13 protein-coding genes are annotated in these 18,179 nt (G+C 38.6%); 8 read left to right on the plus strand and 5 right to left on the minus strand.

Annotated elements, in window-relative coordinates:
• Positions 1-196 precede the first annotated feature (196 nt).
• The 8 genes from fmt (at position 197) to LV83_RS08750 (ending at position 9,997) form a co-directional block, all read left to right on the plus strand.
• Entirely contained in the window at positions 197-1,123 is a 927-nt protein-coding gene (gene fmt / locus LV83_RS08710; RefSeq protein WP_111611161.1) for a methionyl-tRNA formyltransferase, read from the plus strand.
• Between the two features lie 97 nt (positions 1,124-1,220).
• Positions 1,221-2,153 (plus strand): DUF4412 domain-containing protein, encoded by a 933-nt coding sequence (locus LV83_RS08715; protein WP_111611162.1) that lies wholly within the window; start codon positions 1,221-1,223, stop codon positions 2,151-2,153.
• Between the two features lie 64 nt (positions 2,154-2,217).
• Complete coding sequence (locus LV83_RS08720) at positions 2,218-2,718, plus strand: dihydrofolate reductase (RefSeq protein WP_111611163.1); 501 nt, start codon at positions 2,218-2,220, stop codon at positions 2,716-2,718.
• A 1-nt stretch (position 2,719) separates the two neighbouring features.
• A complete protein-coding gene (locus LV83_RS08725; protein ID WP_111611164.1) occupies positions 2,720-3,505 on the plus strand; it encodes an SDR family oxidoreductase in 786 nt (261 codons plus the stop codon).
• A 4-nt stretch (positions 3,506-3,509) separates the two neighbouring features.
• A complete protein-coding gene (locus LV83_RS08730) occupies positions 3,510-4,760 on the plus strand; it encodes a competence/damage-inducible protein A (protein ID WP_111611165.1) in 1,251 nt (416 codons plus the stop codon).
• 95 nt (positions 4,761-4,855) lie between these two features.
• The gene (locus LV83_RS08735) at positions 4,856-6,151 is read left to right on the plus strand and encodes a dihydrolipoamide acetyltransferase family protein (protein ID WP_111611166.1); all 1,296 of its coding nucleotides are present in this window, start codon (positions 4,856-4,858) and stop codon (positions 6,149-6,151) included.
• 880 nt (positions 6,152-7,031) lie between these two features.
• Positions 7,032-9,575, plus strand: a complete 2,544-nt coding sequence (locus LV83_RS08745) for a ligand-binding sensor domain-containing protein (protein WP_111611168.1) — start codon at positions 7,032-7,034, stop codon at positions 9,573-9,575.
• Positions 9,572-9,997, plus strand: a complete 426-nt coding sequence (locus tag LV83_RS08750; RefSeq protein ID WP_111611169.1) for a response regulator — start codon at positions 9,572-9,574, stop codon at positions 9,995-9,997. Before LV83_RS08745 ends, LV83_RS08750 begins: the two co-directional genes overlap by 4 nt.
• A 137-nt stretch (positions 9,998-10,134) precedes the next feature.
• Here the strand turns inward: LV83_RS08750 and LV83_RS08755 are convergent, their stop codons facing one another.
• The 5 genes from LV83_RS08755 to LV83_RS08775 all read right to left on the minus strand — a co-directional run bounded on the left by LV83_RS08755 (position 10,135) and on the right by LV83_RS08775 (position 18,139).
• Positions 10,135-13,002, minus strand: a complete 2,868-nt coding sequence (locus LV83_RS08755) for a PAS domain-containing hybrid sensor histidine kinase/response regulator (RefSeq protein ID WP_211320468.1) — start codon at positions 13,000-13,002, stop codon at positions 10,135-10,137.
• The gene (locus tag LV83_RS08760) at positions 13,002-14,009 is read right to left on the minus strand and encodes a cache domain-containing protein (RefSeq protein ID WP_111611171.1); all 1,008 of its coding nucleotides are present in this window, start codon (positions 14,007-14,009) and stop codon (positions 13,002-13,004) included. Before LV83_RS08760 ends, LV83_RS08755 begins: the two co-directional genes overlap by 1 nt.
• Positions 14,010-14,031: 22 nt before the next feature.
• Positions 14,032-14,271, minus strand: a complete 240-nt coding sequence (locus LV83_RS08765; RefSeq protein ID WP_111611172.1) for a hypothetical protein — start codon at positions 14,269-14,271, stop codon at positions 14,032-14,034.
• A complete protein-coding gene (locus LV83_RS08770) occupies positions 14,271-14,684 on the minus strand; it encodes an OsmC family protein (RefSeq protein ID WP_111611173.1) in 414 nt (137 codons plus the stop codon). The genes LV83_RS08765 and LV83_RS08770 overlap by 1 nt, the downstream gene beginning before the upstream one ends.
• 77 nt (positions 14,685-14,761) lie before the next feature.
• Positions 14,762-18,139 (minus strand): methylmalonyl-CoA mutase family protein, encoded by a 3,378-nt coding sequence (locus tag LV83_RS08775; RefSeq protein ID WP_111611174.1) that lies wholly within the window; start codon positions 18,137-18,139, stop codon positions 14,762-14,764.
• Positions 18,140-18,179: the final 40 nt, after the last annotated feature.

Here is an 18,179-nt window from a genome sequence, read left to right on the forward strand (position 1 = left end):
TGAAGCAAACGAAACTTTCGCCCTTTATTTACTTTTTGAGTATAGTAGCGTTAATTCTTTCAAATTCTGTTCAGCTTGGCTAAGATCATAGCTAGTAATAGTTAGGAACCTACAAGCTCTAACTTGCCAAAAGCCTTATCAATAATTGAGTTTGAATATTTCAAATTCTAAATTCAAATTTCAAATCAACTTCACTATGAAAAAGAATCTTCGAATTATATACATGGGTACTCCTGAGTTCGCAGTGCCTGTTTTAGAGTTATTAGTGGAAAATGGATGGAATATCGTAGGAGTGATTACGGCACCGGATAAGCCCAAAGGTCGTGGTCAGAAACTAATTCCCTCACCGGTAAAAGAGGTTGCGCTGAAACTGAATTTGAATATTCTTCAACCCACAAATTTAAAATCGCCAGAATTTCAGGATGAACTACGTGCGCTAAAGGCTGATCTACAGATTGTAGTTGCTTTCCGAATGCTTCCTGAGTCCGTGTGGAATATGCCTCCATTAGGCACATTCAATCTGCATGCATCTCTTTTGCCCAATTATCGAGGTGCAGCTCCGATCAATTGGGCTATTATCAATGGCGATACCGAAACAGGAGTGACAACATTCTTTCTTAAGCATGAGATTGACACCGGAAGTATTATCTATCAGGAAAAAGTAGCGATTCTAGCTGAAGATGATCTCGGTACTGTTTATGAAAAACTGATGAAAGTTGGTTCAGAGTTGGTTCTTAAGACCGTAGAAGATATTGCAGAAGATAGGGTTAAAGCTTTGCCTCAAGACGAATCCAAAGCTCTTCATCATGCTCCAAAAATTTTCAAAGAGACCTGCGAAATAAACTGGGATAAATCAGCTGAATCCATTCACAATTTGGTTCGCGGACTCTCTCCCTACCCTGCTGCTTGGACTAGGTTTGACGACAAAATCTGTAAAATTTACAAAACCAGCTTCTCCTCAAAACAATCCACAGGCAAACCCATCGGGCAATTGGAAACTGACAATAAAAGCTATATGAAAGTCCAAACAGGTGAAGGAATCCTGGACATTTTAGAACTTCAGTTGGAAGGCAAAAAACGCATGAAAGTTGACGAATTACTCAGGGGATATAAGTTTTCATGATTAGAGAAAAGCTGAAATAAAGCGATAAATATTTCATTTTTACACTGATTTTAAGGAACTTAAAGGAAGTAAATACCAATTTTTAAAATATAGAATCATGAAAAATCTGTTAAGTAGCATCCTATTATTGCTTTTCATAACCTCTTTTTCCTTTTCTGCCGAAGCTCAATTCATTAAAAAAATTCAGAAAGCTGCAAATCGAGGTGTAGAGAAAGCCATACAAAACAAAGTAGAGAAAGAAGCGACCAAAATGACCGAAAAGCAGCTTGAAAAATTGTTTTCAGATATGTATGGTGATGGGTCCGACAGTTCTTCCACTGGAGGTTTTGATATGAGCAAGGTTTTAGGCGGTCTTGGAGAACCTGTAGACACGGAGGATGAGTATGAATTCTTTGGATATTTAGTACTAGAAATGGTCAGCACAAATGAAAAAGGAAAGACTGAGGATCCTTTTCTTTTAAAATCCTATCTAGCTGAATCCACAGATTATACTGGAATGGAATTAATTGATCCTAAAAACCCAAAAGCCACTACATCTATGATTTTTGATGTGAAAAATCAGGCATCAATCGTATTTCTAGAAAATAAAGGCGAAAAATCAAGTTTCGCTTACAAACTAGATATGGACGATTTGGATGAAATGGTGGATCAAAAAATAGAGTCAAATAGTGATGAGTATGATGTAACAATTGAAAAAACAGGAAATACCAAAGATATTCTAGGGTATGCCTGTGAAGAGTATCATGTAGTCAGCGAGGATGGAGAAGGTTATTACTGGTTGACAGATAAACCTATTGGAGGTTATGCTTCCTTTTGGGGCACCAACAGCCCTATGATGACATCTAAAGCTCAGGAAAGATACGCGCAGCATTTTAAAAATATGCCCGAAGGCAATTTCATGGAATTGACTTTCACCTCCAAAGACTCAGAGAAAGTAGAGATGAAAGTGATAGAAATAGATGAATCATCTCCTAAATCCCTTACCATGGCAGATTATCCAAACATCATGAATAACATGGAGAAGCAGTAATTCTGGCTTTTTTTATTTTTTATGGGGTTAAGGCCTATTATCTTCAAGGCAAGAAGGATTTTGCATGAAGATATCACTAATAGCCGCATTGGCTACCAACAATGTAATTGGTAAGGAAAATGGACTTGTTTGGCGATTGCCAGATGATTTCAGACGATTTAAAAGACTCACTTCCGATCATTTTATTCTCATGGGGAGAAAGACATTTGAGTCATTGGGAAAACCTCTACCAAATAGAACCCATATCGTAATTACCAGAAATAAGGACTATAAAGTACCTGAAGGTCATTATGTGTTTGAGAGCGTAGAAAAAGCATTTGTATTTTGCCAAAAGAGACATATAGAACATCTCTATGTCATCGGCGGAGGTGAAATCTACCGTCAAACATTGCCTATGGCTGACGAGTTGGTACTCACTGAAGTAGAAGCCTCTCCTGATGGAGACACCCATTTCCCGGAATTCAACAAGGAAAACTGGAAGATAACTTTCAGTGAATTTCATCCTGCTGATGATCGCAATCAGTACCCGTTCACTTACGTCAATTACGAAAGAATCCATAAGTAGTATGTCTAAAAAAGTAATCTGGATTACTGGAGCATCTTCAGGTATTGGAGAAGCATCTGCCTATAAATTTGTAAGTGAGGGATACCAAGTAATTCTATCAGCGAGAAAAGCAGAAGCACTTGAAAAAGTGAAATCAAGTAGCTTACATCCGGAAAATTGCAAAGTACTTCCCCTTGACCTGATAGATCAGGCCTCATTTCCAGAGAAAACAGCTCAAGCAATTGCTGCTTTTGGGCATATTGATTCGGTGCTTCATAATGGTGGAATTAGCCAGCGCTCACTGATTAGAGACACGCCAATTGAAGTGGACAGAAAGCTTATGGAAGTTAATTTCTTTGGCACAGTCGCTCTTACAAAAGCAATCCTCCCTCATTTTATTGAAAGAAAATCTGGGCAATTTGGAGTCATTTCATCGTTGGTTGGCAAGTTTGGCTCACCCTATCGATCGAGCTACGCAGCTGCAAAGCACGCACTCCATGGATTCTTCGAATCATTAAGATTAGAACATTTTGAGGAAAATATTTCTGTAACTATGGTTTGCCCAGGTTTTATCAAGACAGATGTTTCCAAAAATGCCTTGACTGCCGACGGATCTCCCCTGAACGAAATGGATAAAGCTCAAGAAAATGGAATGAGTGCTGAAGATTGCGCCAAGGAAATTTTTAATGCGCTGAAGAATAAAAAAGAAGAAGTATATATCGGAGGAAAGGAGACGTTGGGTATTTATCTGAAGCGATTTGTCCCAACAGTTTTCACAAAAATCCTCCGCAAATCAGAGGTGAGATAAAAGAATGAAAGTAGTCAGAGCTGAAATAATAGCCATAGGAGATGAGTTGCTCTATGGTCAAATCGTAGATACAAATAGTCATTGGATCAGCAAAGAGTTGGATCTTCTGGGCGTCAAAGTGGTGAGAAAAACCACGGTGGGCGATGATAGAAAAGATATCTTAGCTGCTTTTACTTCGGCTGAATCCCGAGCTGATATCATTTTGATCACAGGAGGACTTGGTCCTACGCAAGATGATTTGACCAAACCCTTGATGGCTGAATACTTTAATTGCCCAATTGTAGAAAATCCTGCTGCTGTGGACGCCGTCACAGAATTTTTCAAAAAACGTGGAAGAGATATCACTCCCTTAAACATCCTGCAGGGTCATTTGCCTGCCTGCTGTACTTATGTGCCAAATGAGGTGGGGACAGCTCCAGGGATGTGGTTTGAAAGAAATGGAACTTATTGGATGTCAATGCCTGGTGTTCCCCATGAAATGAAAAAGCTGATGACTGATTTCGTTTTGCCAAAGCTTCCTACCCTATTTCCCCTCCCAATCATTGTACATCGCATGGTGAAAACCGTTGGCATTGGAGAAAGCTGGCTGGCTGATTTAATACGGGAATGGGAAAATGCTTTGCCTAAAAATATTCGCTTGGCCTACCTACCGTCCTTAGGTCATGTCAAGTTAAGACTTACAGGTTTTGGCCAGGATAAAATTCAAATAGAAAAAGATATACAAGCGCAAATCGATCTGGTCCTACCGAGCATTGAGAAATATGTATATGGCTATGATTCTGAAACTTTAGAAACTGCAATTGGTAAGCTTTTAACAACAAATAATAAAACAATAGCCTTAGCCGAAAGCTGTTCGGGAGGCTACATTTCACATTTAATTACAAGTATTTCCGGCAGTAGTTCGTATTTTCAAGGAGCAGTAATACCTTATCATAACCAATTCAAAAATGAAATTCTTCAGGTTAAGAATGAAACTTTAAGCTCTTTTGGTGCCGTTAGTGAAGAGACTGTCAGAGAAATGGCCACAGGAGTTAGAGATTTATTCAATGCTGATTTTGGTTTATCAAGTAGCGGTATTGCTGGTCCAAATGGGGGAACTGATGAAAAACCGGTTGGTACTGTTTGGATATCCTGTGCTGGAGAAGGTTTTATTGAGACCAAAAAACTACAGCTTACACAAGACAGAATGCTCAATATACAATTGACTGGAGTTGCAGTTTTGAATCTCCTTCGAATTTGTATTTTGGAGAAATAACAAATAAAATTTCTATTGAAAGGTTTGGGATAGTGTTTTAGAAAATTTAATTTTAAAACTTGTATATAAACCCAATAAATTATTAAATAATAACCATGGCGATTGTAGAAATGCTAATGCCCAAAATGGGCGAAAGTATCATAGAAGGTACAGTGCTTACTTGGCTTAAGAAAGAGGGTGACACGATTGAACAGGATGAATCTGTATTGGAAGTGGCTACTGATAAAGTAGATACTGAAGTACCTTCTACCCATGCTGGTGTACTGAAACAAATCCTTGCAAAAGAAGGAGATGTGATCGCCGTGGGTGCTCCTATTGCAATCATTGAAACTGAAGGGGAGGAAAAAAATACAGCACCTACTTCTGGGTCAAAAATAGCGAGTAAGAAAGAAGAATTAATTGCTGAGGCCCCAGAAAACACAGCTGCAATCCTAGCAAAAGAAGAGACTCCGCAATCCATTGACGCCAGTGATGAAAGATTCTACTCACCTCTAGTTCAAAGTATAGCCAAGGAAGAAGGAATTTCTAAAGCTGAGCTTGCCAAAGTGCCTGGTACTGGAAAAGATGCCCGAGTGACCAAGCAGGACATGTTAGATTACCTTAAATCCAGAAAAGCTCCTGCCAAAGAAACTGCCGCAATTCCGTCTATTTCTACTCCGAAAGTACAGGTTAGTGTTTCAGGTGAAGATGAGATTATCGAAATGGACCGCATGCGCAAAATGATTGCTCAGCGTATGGTGGAGTCAAAACGTATTTCTGCCCATGTCACATCATTTGTAGAAGCTGACATGACCAATATAGTCCTTTGGAGAGAGCGTCATAAGCTTGATTACAAAGCAAAATTTGGTGAATCAATCACATATACTCCATTCTTTATAGAAGCAGTTGCAAAAGCCATTCGGGATTTTCCAATGATCAATATTTCAGTTGATGGAAATAGATTGATCAGGAAAAAAGACATCAATGTAGGTATGGCGGTAGCATTACCTAGCGGAAATCTTATCGTACCCATCATTAGAAAAGCTGATCAACTTAATCTTGTTGGCATTTCGAAAAAAGTAAATGAGCTCGCAAACCTTGCTAGAAATAATAAATTAAACGCCGATCACCTAGCAGGTGGTACTTATACCGTTTCCAATGTTGGATCTTTTGGCAATGTAATGGGAACACCTATTATCCCTCAGCCTCAGGTAGCAATCATGGCAGTTGGTGCTATAGTGAAGAAACCAGCGGTAATAGAGACACCGACTGGCGATGTGATTGCAATCAGACATAAAATGTTTTTATCCCACTCTTATGACCATCGGGTTGTTGATGGTTCACTGGGAGGCAAGTTTGTCAAGCGAGTTTCAGATTATCTGGAAGCATTTGATATCAATACTCCACTATAAAATTAAAAGCCGGTCAGCCCGGCTTTTTTTATACCTTTCTATGCGATAATTCAGTCTTTCAGGAATACTCTTTGAATTTTCCAGCCTATGAAAATAGCCTATTAGGCTTGATAAAATTATCTTACGTATCAGTTCCACCACTTTTTCCAGATTTTCATCGAAGACATTGGTTAATAAGCCAACAATAAAACTCTCCCCTACTCTCCCAACAATAAAATTTCACTTGCTGCATCTAAACCCTTTTAAAAAGGCATTTGTACATTCATCAGAATGATTTCAAACACTTTTTCCTCTCTTCAATACTGGGACACCTAAACTCAATATTGATATTGGCTTCGATCCTGCATTGTTTGAAAGGGTTAACCTGCCTTAAACTTTGCCGGAGTTAACTTCTCTCTAAAGCTCTCTTTTTGCCAAATCAAATTCTATTTCGATTTTCTGTAAAAATTAAAGAAATATTTTTATCTAATAAGAATCAAATAACCTAGGTTTTTATCCTTATAAAGGTACTTTTCTGTAGTTGATAATTTACCTTAAAAAAGACTCGGTTTTATATAAAAAATGCATGCAAATACATTCACGAAATATTACTTTGCACGCTAAAACGAGGGGAAAATATATCCTATATTTAAGCTTATTAAACCCAGTTTTATAAAAAAACAAATCAAAAATCTCAGAAAAAAAACTAAGTGATTTTAGCGCAGTACTTTCCAAAATTAGCAATTCCCCGATCTCCTCAGTTTTGAATCTTAAGGTTATAATTATATCAGCTTTCTTTGTCATCATCCAATTTGCAACCTTAATTACAGGGAATGTAAATGTTTATGCCCGGTCGGAATTTTATTTTCAGGATTCAACTATAGTTCCCAGCAATTACATCATGAATATCTGGGACAATTCTAATGGTCTACCTCAAAATACCATTTACGCTCTGGAAAAAGACAATCACGGGTACCTTTGGACTGCCACCGAGGAAGGTTTGGTGCGACTGGACGGAACCAACGCCAAGGTCTTTGATCAAGAGACCAATCCTCTGATGATCGAACAGACGTATTACACATTTTTCAAAACTGAAGAAGGTATCTGGGCATCCGCTGATCGGAGTATCGCGCTGTTGGAAAAGAACATAATTAAAGTCATCGACTGCCATGAAATCGCCGATAAGACTTGGATTAGGGCAATTTCAAAAAATCAAAAGGGAGAATTATTGATAGGTACCCAAACTGGAAAAATCCATACTTGGAAAAATGGGACATTCGGCACACTTGATTTTTGGCAACCTGACTTCCCCTTGGAAATTTTTTCATTTTACTCTCTAAGCCCATCCAAGCTATTGGTGGGGACTACACGAGGACTCTATGAATTGGATATGATCGCAGAAAAATCCCAATTAATATCCTCCGATTCATTTGTAGTCCAAAAAGTGTTTGGTAATGCTGACTTCTTACTTATATCTAATCCAAATGAGGGGATTTATAGATTGAAGGAAGATTATGAAATGGAATTGATCGTTTCCTATCGGGAATATCCAGACATCAACTCAACTAGCCTGACTATCGACTCCAAAAACAAAATTTGGGCAGGGTCTATGGAAAAGGGGATTTTATCGATTGATAACGGTAAAATATCCCGCTATATCTACCCAGAGCTAAAAAATTATATAGTTCGAAAAATAATCAAAGAGGATAATATCATCTATTTGGGAACCTTAGGAAAAGGTGTGGCAGTAGTAAAAGATGCAAAAGTAAAACAACTGAATTTTGATGTGCTTCATGAAAAAAACATCAAACCCATTTTTCAAGCACAGGACAGCAGCATTTGGATAGGAACTATGGCAGATGGCCTTCACCGGATCAAAGGCCAAACCATCCATTCCCTAACCACCCGAGATGGACTGATCCAAAACAGAGTGACTACAATAGGTGCCTCAAAAGGAAAAATATACGCTGGTTCGTCGACCGGCATCTCGGTTATTGACCAAAAATCAGGCAAAGTGATCAATACCATCACTTCAAAGGATGGACTAAAAAGTCACTATGTTCAAGCCATTTATGAGGATTCGAAAGGATGGCTTTGGATTTTGACGCGCCATGGCGGTATGCACTATTATGATACAGCTGGTATCCTCCATTCGGTAGAACTTCCTGCTGAATTTGATCGAACCAGCTTCATCAGCATCCTGGAACTGAAAAACAAGCAAATCATCATTGGAACCCTAAACGGAGGAATCTTCAGGATAGAAAACGGTAAATTTCTCAATAACCAAAAACTGCCACTTACCCCCGGAGAAGACGTAGTATACGATATCCATGAAGATAAGAGTGGCGATTTGTGGTTTGCCACTCACGGAGGAATTCTTTTTAATTCAAAGGGGGAATTCAATTCCATCAAGAAGCCAAACGGACTTAAATCAAAGAGCGTGTATAGCATCACTGAGGATCCTGTAGATGGCATCTGGATTAGCAATAACTTTGGGGTTCAATATTTTTCAGATTCAGAACTGGAAAATTTTAAAAATAATCCTGAGCAAGATTTTTTTCTTGCTTCCACCCTCTATAACCAAGAAATGGGAATGCCAAATTCGGAATCTAACGGATTGATTTTCCCAGCTGCCATGCTTGATTATTCAGGAAAAATCTGGGTTCCGACTGTAGAAGGAGTTGGTATAATAGATCCCATTTCACTCTCGACAATTCCAAAAAATCCAATCAACTTTATTTGGGACGAGCTTAGTGTCGGCGATCAAATCACAGCGATTGAAAATCAAATCCTAATTCCTGCAGGAATTAGGATGTTTCAGGTTTCTTTCAGCCTGATAGAGTTTGAAAACCCTTCGCAGTATTCACTTTTCTATAGAATTGGTAAAAATTCAGGCCCTTGGATTCCCATCGATAATCAAAGGCAATTAAACTTTAATGGCTGGAAACCCGGAAAATATGAATTAGAAATAATCATGCTTAGAAATGGTCAGCTCGAAATGAACCAAACCATTCCTATCAAAGTAGAAGCCACATTTTTTGAAACTCCGTACTTTTGGACCCTTATCGCCTTAGCAATTATTCTTTTGGCATACTTCATCTTTCAGCACTACTTCAACAGCAAGATGAAAAAGGACCTGGAGGCAAAAGTAGCTAAGCGGACTTTGGAACTAAGCTATTCTAATAAAAAACTAAAAATCGCTGTAAATGAAATTGAGGATCAAAATTTGATTCTGAAGGAAATCACATGGAATCAATCTCATCTGGTACGGGCACCACTGACCAAAGCAATGGGAATCAATCAACTATTGATCAACTACCCTAAGTACACCAATGTGGGTAAAAGCAAAGAACAACTCGAATTGGAACTTTTGGATGCTTTGAAACAGCTTGATAAAATAGTGAAGGAAACACATTACATGTCCGAAAACCTACAAAAGAAATGACATTTAACACACCTCAGGTTCTTATCATTGACGATGATCCTGGAGTTCTCTTTCTCCACGAAATCATCGTCAAAGAAGGTGCACTTAATAGGTCCCCAAGCACTTTTCTAAATGCCGAAAAGGCGCTGGACTACATAATTCCTATAGATGCATCTACTACCAAAATTTTGATTTTTTTAGACATCAATATGCCCCGAATCAACGGGTGGGAATTTCTGGAAATTCTAGTCGAGAAAATCAAACATGCGGATATCAAAGTGGTGATGGTTACTTCTTCCCTAAGTAAAAGTGAATTTGAAAAATCCAAGGAATACGAGTTCATTATTGATTTTTGGCAAAAACCGATGGAGGAAGAACAAGTATATCTTCTTAAGGAAAATTTGGGGAGTTGGCTAGGGGAACACTTAGCTAATGAAAACTAAGATGTAATAGTTAATACTAGTTGGTAAAATCCTTGTATTGTCCATCAATTCTATGCCGTAATCCACGGAGATGGCAGATGTTGTAACTCCATTGATATCAATACTCCAGTATAAAAAAGCTAGTCAAACCGGCTTTTTTATACTTTTTTAGGTGATAGTTCAGTCTTTAAGGAATACTCTTTCAATTTTTCTGCTAACGAAAATAGCCTAATTGGCTTGGTCAAATAATCATCCATACCCGCTTCTACAGCTTTTTTCTGATCCTCATCAAAGACATTGGCTGACAAGCCAACAATAAAAACTCTCCCCTGCTCACCCAACATTCTAATCTCCTTTGCTGCATCCAAACCATTTAAAATAGGCATTTGTACATCCATCAGAATGATGTCAAACTCTTTTTCTTTGACCTTTTGCAAGGCTTCCTGCCCATTTCTAACTACCTCAAATTCATAGCCTAGTTGATCCAGCATAAGATGCATAAGCTGAAGATTTAAGTCATTATCCTCTGCCAAAAGAATTCTGAGCGGAAATTCCTTGGCCATTCCATTCCAATTTACCCTCCTTGGCTGATCATTTAAAGAGTATTCTGTTACTGTGTCTGCTGCTTTCTTAACAATTACCGAAAAGGAAAAAACAGAACCTTTCCCTAGCTCACTTGATATGGCGAGCTCTCCTCCCATCAACTCTACAATCTTCTTTGCAATGGCCAAACCTAGTCCAGTTCCTTGATAACTTCTTGAGCTTGAGCTTTCAACCTGATAAAATGGATCTGTGAGTTTAGGGATTTCCTCTGCTGGAATACCTATTCCACTGTCTTGAACTATACATTTTAAATAATTAATTCCTCCTGAAATATTTTCAATCTCCAGCTTGGCCAACACAGTCCCTCCCTTCGGGGTAAACTTCACAGCATTACCAACCAGGTTCAGAATTATTTGATTGATTTTCTCCACGTCTCCTTCCATCATCTCCTCAGTTTTTGGCTGATGGATAGTTTTGAGGATAACTCCTTTCTTTTGAGCTAGTCCAAAGAGAATTTGAACTTGCTTTTCAAGCTCATCTGCAGGACAAAAGTTATTGGAATTGATTTCTATCTTTCCGGCCTCAATTTTAGAATAATCGAGGATGTCCTTAATAATACTCAATAAGGAATTACCTGAATTTTTGATTACATCCAGGTATTGAAGCTGCTCATCATTCAAGGTCGTTTGGTCTAGCAAATCAATTATTCCCAAGAGCCCATTCATTGGTGTCCTTATCTCATGACTCATGTTTGCCAAAAATTCGGACTTAGCTCTACTAGCTTGATCTGCAGCATTCATTGCTTCTACCAAGCCCTTTTCCCAAACACGCTGGCTGGTAATATCTTTGGTAATAGACATCATTCGCTTGGTATCCAAAGGGAAAAAACGAATCTCAAAGTACTGACTATCGTGTCCTGAATTAAAATTTAAATCTACCGTTTGAATTTGTCCGGATTTTCTGGCAAGATTAAAAGCGAATTTCGTCTGGTCACGTTGTTTTTTTGGAACCAAATCAAACACAGACTCTCCGATTACCGAGGTACCTAAGGACTTTAGAAATTTCTGATCTTTGGCATAAGACTCCAATAAAACCCCATCATTATCATACGCAAAAATAATATCAGGAATATTGTCGATGAGGTTTTGGAGACGCTTTCCACTTTCAATCAACTCCTGCTTACTTTGAAATTGGTCAGAAATATCTGTACAAATCCCAAGTCCACCATTAAACCTACCGAGCTTGTCAAAGATTAGTTTTTCGAAGATTCTTAACCTTACTACTGACCCATCTGGCTTTTTAAAATCATATTCAAGATCAATGAATGACTTGTTCTGACTCAAAGCCCCCTTCACTAACCTTTTTACATTCAAAACATCTGCATGGTTTGCATTACTTCCAAATGCCTCCAAAAACTCGGATTTAGGATGTCCTAATATCTCTTCCACTTCGTCACTTACGCGAGTTATCTGTCCTTTGTAATCGTGAAAAAACACAAAGCCCCTGAGCTCCTTAAGTAAAATATTTTGCTGGTCAAATAGTTCTGAAATCTCCGTGGCACTTTCTTCAAGTAGTTTTTGAGACTCCAATCTGTTTTGTAGTGAAAGCGTGAAAAATACAACGGTACCAATTAATAGTAATACAAAACCGGTAAATAAAAATAGATAAGTACTATAAATCCCACTTGTGATTGAACTGGATTCAATCATAAATAAAAGGGCTACATTTTCATAAATACTTCCATAGTCAAAAGGATATTCTACCAATACTCCAATGCCGGATTCTGTCTCCTGCTCCCAATCAATTTCGTATATCCCAATTACACCTATTGAAGCATCATTTTGAATACTTTCAAGCGAAACGGCATCAATCTCTAAATTGGATTGCGCATTCTCAAGATCAAGGCTTACCAATTCTTCATCTATTAGGAGCAATTTTTTACCACCATTATTCAAATAATAATGAGTGACAAAATTCTTGGTAAACTTTACCGGATCTAACGAAAATGTAACTTCAAATCCCTTCCCGGTCCCTTCTGTGAAATATAGAAAATTACGACTTCCTTTAAGTGGTACTTTCTTGGTATATCTATTTCGAATGAAATCGTTTCGGTCAGTTTTGGTCATGTACACCACCGAATCCTGAAGATTTACCCATGCAGTGTCAATGAGGCCTGGATAGTTATTATAGATTTTTCTTACAGCTTTGGTTAGATCTTCTCTGAAATCGTCCCCATCCAGATCATCGTCTTCAAGATAGTCTGTAAGTCCATTGGCGTTTTCTTCAAATCTATCAATAGCTAGCTCAATCTCGGAAGCGGCAAGTTCCGTCTGCTTTATCAAGAACTCCTTTCTAGCCTTGACTTCAGCGTCAGAAATAGCAATAAAAAAACTGACACCTAATAGGACCACCATAAAGACCAACCCACTGCCTATTACAAGAGTTAGCCAAAAATCTCTACGGTATCCTAATCTATTTTTCATCATAAACTTGGCTCAATCTCTATTAAATACCACTCTAGCAGATTAAAAGGAGCCGCATAAGCTGCTTCTGGACTAAATTCATCCTTGAATTGATAAAATTTTTCCTTTTTCAAAATGATAGATTTTGCCATTTCTCTAACCTCCTTATTCTTGCTATTAAACAAATTGTAGTCAGAAACTCTGTAGTTGTCTGACAAGATTGTTTCTCTATATACATGGTTTAACAAAGGAGGAAAACTAAGAGCCTCGATAGCACCGGAATTCCCTCCGACTATATCGCCTTTGCTATTTACGATCAAATACTCACCTTTTTTGTTTTCTAAATATCGTTCAAAAATTTCTTCTACTGTGATATCAATGCCCAATACAGCATATAATTCACCATCCAAGAGAACCGGATGAACCAATGATAATATCCATCCCCTTCCTGCAGGATCTACATATACTTCAGGAATCCATTTTGCACCCTTTGCTGGATTATGATTAAAATCCCCTTCATAGAAAAAATTAAACGCTGTAACATCAATATTTAAATCCAATAGAGCTTTTGCATCATAAGGAGGAAAAACTCTGGACACTTGATCTATGGCATTGTAATAGACCTGAGCAATAATCCCATACTTTTCAAGCGAGTTCTTAAATAGAGAATCCATACTATTAGTTATCAACACACTTTCCATTGATTTATCAAAATCATTGGTTGTATTTAGAATAACTACAGAGCTCAGATTTTCGGAATCTTGAGGAGTATTAGTAGAATATCCCCCATCAAAACTATACTTTGTACGGTCTGCTTTTTGCAGAATACTATCCCGATTTTCTAGAAGAAATTCGAAATGATCTTTTAATAAAATGATCTCATTTTCCAATATTTTAAGCTCAGATTCCATTTCCAAAATAATGGAATCATCAAGGCCAAGGCTATGATCTCGCTGCGTTTTATCAGAAGAGTTGCAGGATGCTAGAAAAAAGACAAAAAGGAAAAACCAAAGGAAATAGAACTTCATAGGATTCAAACTAATCAGGAAATTATAAATTTCCCACTTCAGCCCTAAATGAATCTCCCATTTCTTTAAATCTTACTTTCACTTTTTCAAAAAAATCTCCCATCCAAAAAATTCCCAAATCAGATTCATCAAGAACATCTGTTTCAGGTATTTTGAAAGTTTGCTCCATTGGCCCCAATTCAAATTTGAGGATATATTTATTATTCCAGGAGAATATACTGATGCGAATATCCTCCTGGTTAAATTCTTTGACAACTCTCATTAAACTGCTTTTACTTCAGAAGAAAATGTAATGGTCGACTTCAAAGAAGAAGCTACCGAGCAGTACTTCTCTACCGATAGCGCAACCACTTTTGCAAACTCCTCTTCTTTGGCATCCGGAGAGGTGAGGATAAACCTCAAATGAATATCTGTGTAAAAAGCAGGAACTCCATCGTTTCTAATTCCTTCTACCTCTACGATCAAATCATTCACTGTTTTACGCTTCTTTTTCATCATCAAGACAGCATCTACAGATGCACATGAACCTACCGCGGAAAGTAGCATGTCCATAGGAGACTGTGCTTTTTTATCCTGAGGATCATACATATCTATCTGTACTACATTTCCTTGTGGATTTACGGACTCATATTCGTGATCCGCTTTCATGCGAACTGTCACATTTCTCTTTGCCATTTTATCTCTAATTAATCAATAGACTTATAATTCTTAAGAATTTTGCAATCTTCCAATTTTTCAATCTTGAATTAAGATTACATATTTCGGCGATACTGCCCGCCTACTTGGTATAACGCATGTGTAATCTGACCAAGTGAACAATACTTAACTGCCTCCATTAGTTCCTCAAATATATTTTCATTATTTACAGAAACCCTCTTCAATGCCTCTAGGTGCTTATTCACCAATTCTGGGTTTGCTGAATGAAGTATCTGCAAGGTCTTGATCTGAGCTTCTTTTTCATACTTTTCTGCTCTGATGACTTCACCTGGAGTTACCGTAGGTGAACCATCAGAAGAAAGGAAGGTATTCACACCGATGATCGGATATTCACCAGTGTGTTTCAGCATCTCATAATGCATGCTTTCTTCCTGGATTTTCCCACGCTGGTACATAGTTTCCATAGCACCAAGTACTCCTCCACGCTCGGTAATTCTATCAAACTCCACATAAACAGCCTCTTCAATTAAGTCTGTCAATTCCTCGATTATGAATGCGCCTTGTATAGGATTTTCGTTCTTTGTAAGCCCCAATTCCTTATTGATAATCAGCTGAATAGCCATTGCTCTTCGAACTGATGCTTCAGTAGGTGTCGTAATCGCTTCATCGTATGCATTGGTATGCAGAGAGTTGCAATTATCATAGATCGCGTACAACGCCTGAAGGGTTGTTCTGATATCATTGAAATCAATTTCCTGGGCATGAAGGGAGCGACCAGAAGTTTGAATATGATATTTCAGCATCTGGGAGCGTTCATTAGCACCATACTTTAGCTTCATGGCTTTGGCCCAAATCCTACGCGCCACTCTGCCGATTACCGCATATTCTGGATCTATTCCATTCGAGAAAAAGAAAGAAAGGTTTGGAGCAAATTGATTGATATCCATGCCACGGCTCACGTAATATTCCACGTAAGTAAAGCCATTGGAAAGCGTCAACGCCAATTGTGTAATCGGGTTAGCTCCTGCTTCAGCAATATGATATCCGGAAATAGAAACCGAATAGAAATTGCGGATGGAATTTTCTATAAAATACTGCTGAACATCTCCCATCAATCTAAGAGAAAATTCAGTAGAAAAAATACAGGTATTCTGTGCCTGATCTTCTTTCAAAATGTCAGCTTGTACTGTTCCTCTCACTTTCGCAATGGTATCAGCTTTGATCTTTTGATAAACCTCTGCAGGTAACACCTGATCACCTGTGACTCCTAGCAGCATCAATCCTAAGCCATTGTTTCCCTCCGGAACCTTGGCATTGTATGTAGGTCTTGGAAGGTTTTTAGCTTTATAGATTTGATTGATTTTTTGGTCAATCTCATCTTCTAGTCCATTCGCCTTGATATAAACTTCGCATTGTTGATCTATGGCAGCATTCATGAAAAATGCTGTCATGGTAGCCGCAGGACCATTTATAGTCATTGACACAGAGGTCATTGGATCTACTAAGTTAAAGCCAGAGTAGAGCTTCTTTGCGTCGTCCAAACAGCAAACACTAACACCTGAATTTCCTATTTTACCATAGATATCGGGACGGTGATCCGGGTCTTCTCCATACAATGTCACCGAGTCAAAGGCAGTAGAAAGACGCTTAGCGTCTGTATCCTTGGATACATAGTGGAAGCGTTTATTGGTACGCTCTGGTCCGCCTTCGCCAGCAAACATCCTTGTTGGATCCTCTCCTTCTCTTTTAAATGGAAAAACTCCTGCGGTGTATGGAAACTTACCTGGAACATTTTCCCGCAATCCCCATTTCAAAATGTCGCCCCAAGCTTCATATTTAGGCAAGGAAACCTTTGGGATTTTGGAGTCAGAAAGTGACATGGAGAAAGTTTTAATCTTGATCTCCTTATCTCTCACTTTGAAAATATAATAGTCTTCACCGTATTTGGCTGCTTCTGCGGGCCATTCCTCCAACCACTTTTTATTCTTTGGATCAAATTCAAGTTCTACCTGCTCGTATACTTCCTGAAGTTCTTTGATCAGACGATCCTTATCCTCCACTTTCGTATTTTCTATGGCTTCAATAGACTTGGTGATGCTGTAAAGCTGCTGAGCGATCTCCTTTTGCTCCTCCACCCAGACATCGTAGTTTCTATTGATTTCAGAGATTTCAGACAGATATCTAGTTCTCGCAGGAGGAATAATATAAATCTTCTCAGAGCTACCAGCCGTCAATTCAAAATCACTTTCCATCTCTGGATGACTCTTTGCAATCTTTGAAATAAGCGTACGATACAACTGATTCATCCCAGGATCATTGAACTGAGAGGCAATGGTGCCAAAAACCGGCAAGTCCTCATCCTTGGCTTCCCAAAGGTTATGATTTCGTTTAAATTGCTTCTTCACATCACGAATCGCATCTAAAGCTCCACGCTTATCAAACTTGTTCAGCGCAATCACATCAGCAAAATCAAGCATATCGATCTTCTCTAATTGAGATGCTGCGCCGTATTCAGGAGTCATCACATAGAGTGAAAGATCTGAATGCTCAATAATCTCCGTATCAGATTGACCAATTCCAGAAGTCTCCAAAATCACCATATCAAACCCAGCAGCTTTCACCGTATCCACCGCATCTTGGACATATCTGGATAGCGCAAGATTTGATTGCCTAGTGGCCAATGAGCGCATATACACACGAGGATGATGAATCGCATTCATGCGAATTCTATCACCAAGTAAGGCTCCACCTGTTTTTCGCTTAGATGGGTCAACTGATATGATAGCCAATGTTTTATCTTCGAAGTCCATAATGAACCTTCGAACTAATTCATCTACCAAAGAAGACTTTCCGGCACCACCGGTTCCTGTGATTCCTAGTACAGGAGTTTTACATTCTTTACTTTGTTTTCTAACTTTTTCTAGAAGCTGGGTGGAGTTTTCCGGGAAATTTTCGAAAGCCGAAATGGCTCTTGCCACATGCTCTTTACTCTTCACTCCAAGTACAAAACCTTCCGGTAGCTCATCTCCAATGGCGAAATCACATTGACTTACTAAGTCATTGATCATTCCCTGCAATCCCATGGAGCGTCCATCGTCCGGCGCATAAATTCTAGTAATCCCATACTCATGCAGTTCCTTGATCTCTTCAGGGAGGATTGTTCCTCCCCCTCCACCAAAAATCTTAACATGTGCGGCTCCCTTTTCACGAAGCAAGTCATACATGTATTTGAAAAACTCTACATGCCCACCTTGATAAGATGTAATTGCGATTGCCTGCACATCTTCTTGAATCGCACAATCAACGATCTCCTGTACAGATCGATTATGACCTAAATGTATTACCTCACAGCCGGTTGACTGTATGATACGGCGCATGATATTAATCGCAGCATCATGCCCGTCAAACAATGAGGCAGCAGTAACAATTCTAATGTGATTTTTGGGTTTATAGCTCTCAGGAATCGTAGTCATGGAGTTGGTTTAGCTAGATGTAGTTTTCTATTTTCATGAG

Origin of the sequence: Algoriphagus yeomjeoni (assembly GCF_003259505.1) — a bacterium.
Taxonomy (GTDB): Bacteria; Bacteroidota; Bacteroidia; order Cytophagales; family Cyclobacteriaceae; genus Algoriphagus; species Algoriphagus yeomjeoni.

Bases quoted from the DNA above. Each gene is read 5' to 3' on its own strand.
- fmt (WP_111611161.1), top strand. From the start codon at position 197: ATGAAAAAGAATCTTCGAATTATATACATGGGTACTCCTGAGTTCGCA.
- LV83_RS08715 (WP_111611162.1), top strand. From the start codon at position 1,221: ATGAAAAATCTGTTAAGTAGCATCCTATTATTGCTTTTCATAACCTCT.
- LV83_RS08720 (WP_111611163.1), top strand. From the start codon at position 2,218: ATGAAGATATCACTAATAGCCGCATTGGCTACCAACAATGTAATTGGT.
- LV83_RS08725 (WP_111611164.1), top strand. From the start codon at position 2,720: ATGTCTAAAAAAGTAATCTGGATTACTGGAGCATCTTCAGGTATTGGA.
- LV83_RS08730 (WP_111611165.1), top strand. From the start codon at position 3,510: ATGAAAGTAGTCAGAGCTGAAATAATAGCCATAGGAGATGAGTTGCTC.
- LV83_RS08735 (WP_111611166.1), top strand. From the start codon at position 4,856: ATGGCGATTGTAGAAATGCTAATGCCCAAAATGGGCGAAAGTATCATA.
- LV83_RS08745 (WP_111611168.1), top strand. From the start codon at position 7,032: ATGAATATCTGGGACAATTCTAATGGTCTACCTCAAAATACCATTTAC.
- LV83_RS08750 (WP_111611169.1), top strand. From the start codon at position 9,572: ATGACATTTAACACACCTCAGGTTCTTATCATTGACGATGATCCTGGA.
- LV83_RS08755 (WP_211320468.1), bottom strand. From the start codon at position 13,002: ATGAAAAATAGATTAGGATACCGTAGAGATTTTTGGCTAACTCTTGTA.
- LV83_RS08760 (WP_111611171.1), bottom strand. From the start codon at position 14,009: ATGAAGTTCTATTTCCTTTGGTTTTTCCTTTTTGTCTTTTTTCTAGCA.
- LV83_RS08765 (WP_111611172.1), bottom strand. From the start codon at position 14,271: ATGAGAGTTGTCAAAGAATTTAACCAGGAGGATATTCGCATCAGTATA.
- LV83_RS08770 (WP_111611173.1), bottom strand. From the start codon at position 14,684: ATGGCAAAGAGAAATGTGACAGTTCGCATGAAAGCGGATCACGAATAT.
- LV83_RS08775 (WP_111611174.1), bottom strand. From the start codon at position 18,139: ATGACTACGATTCCTGAGAGCTATAAACCCAAAAATCACATTAGAATT.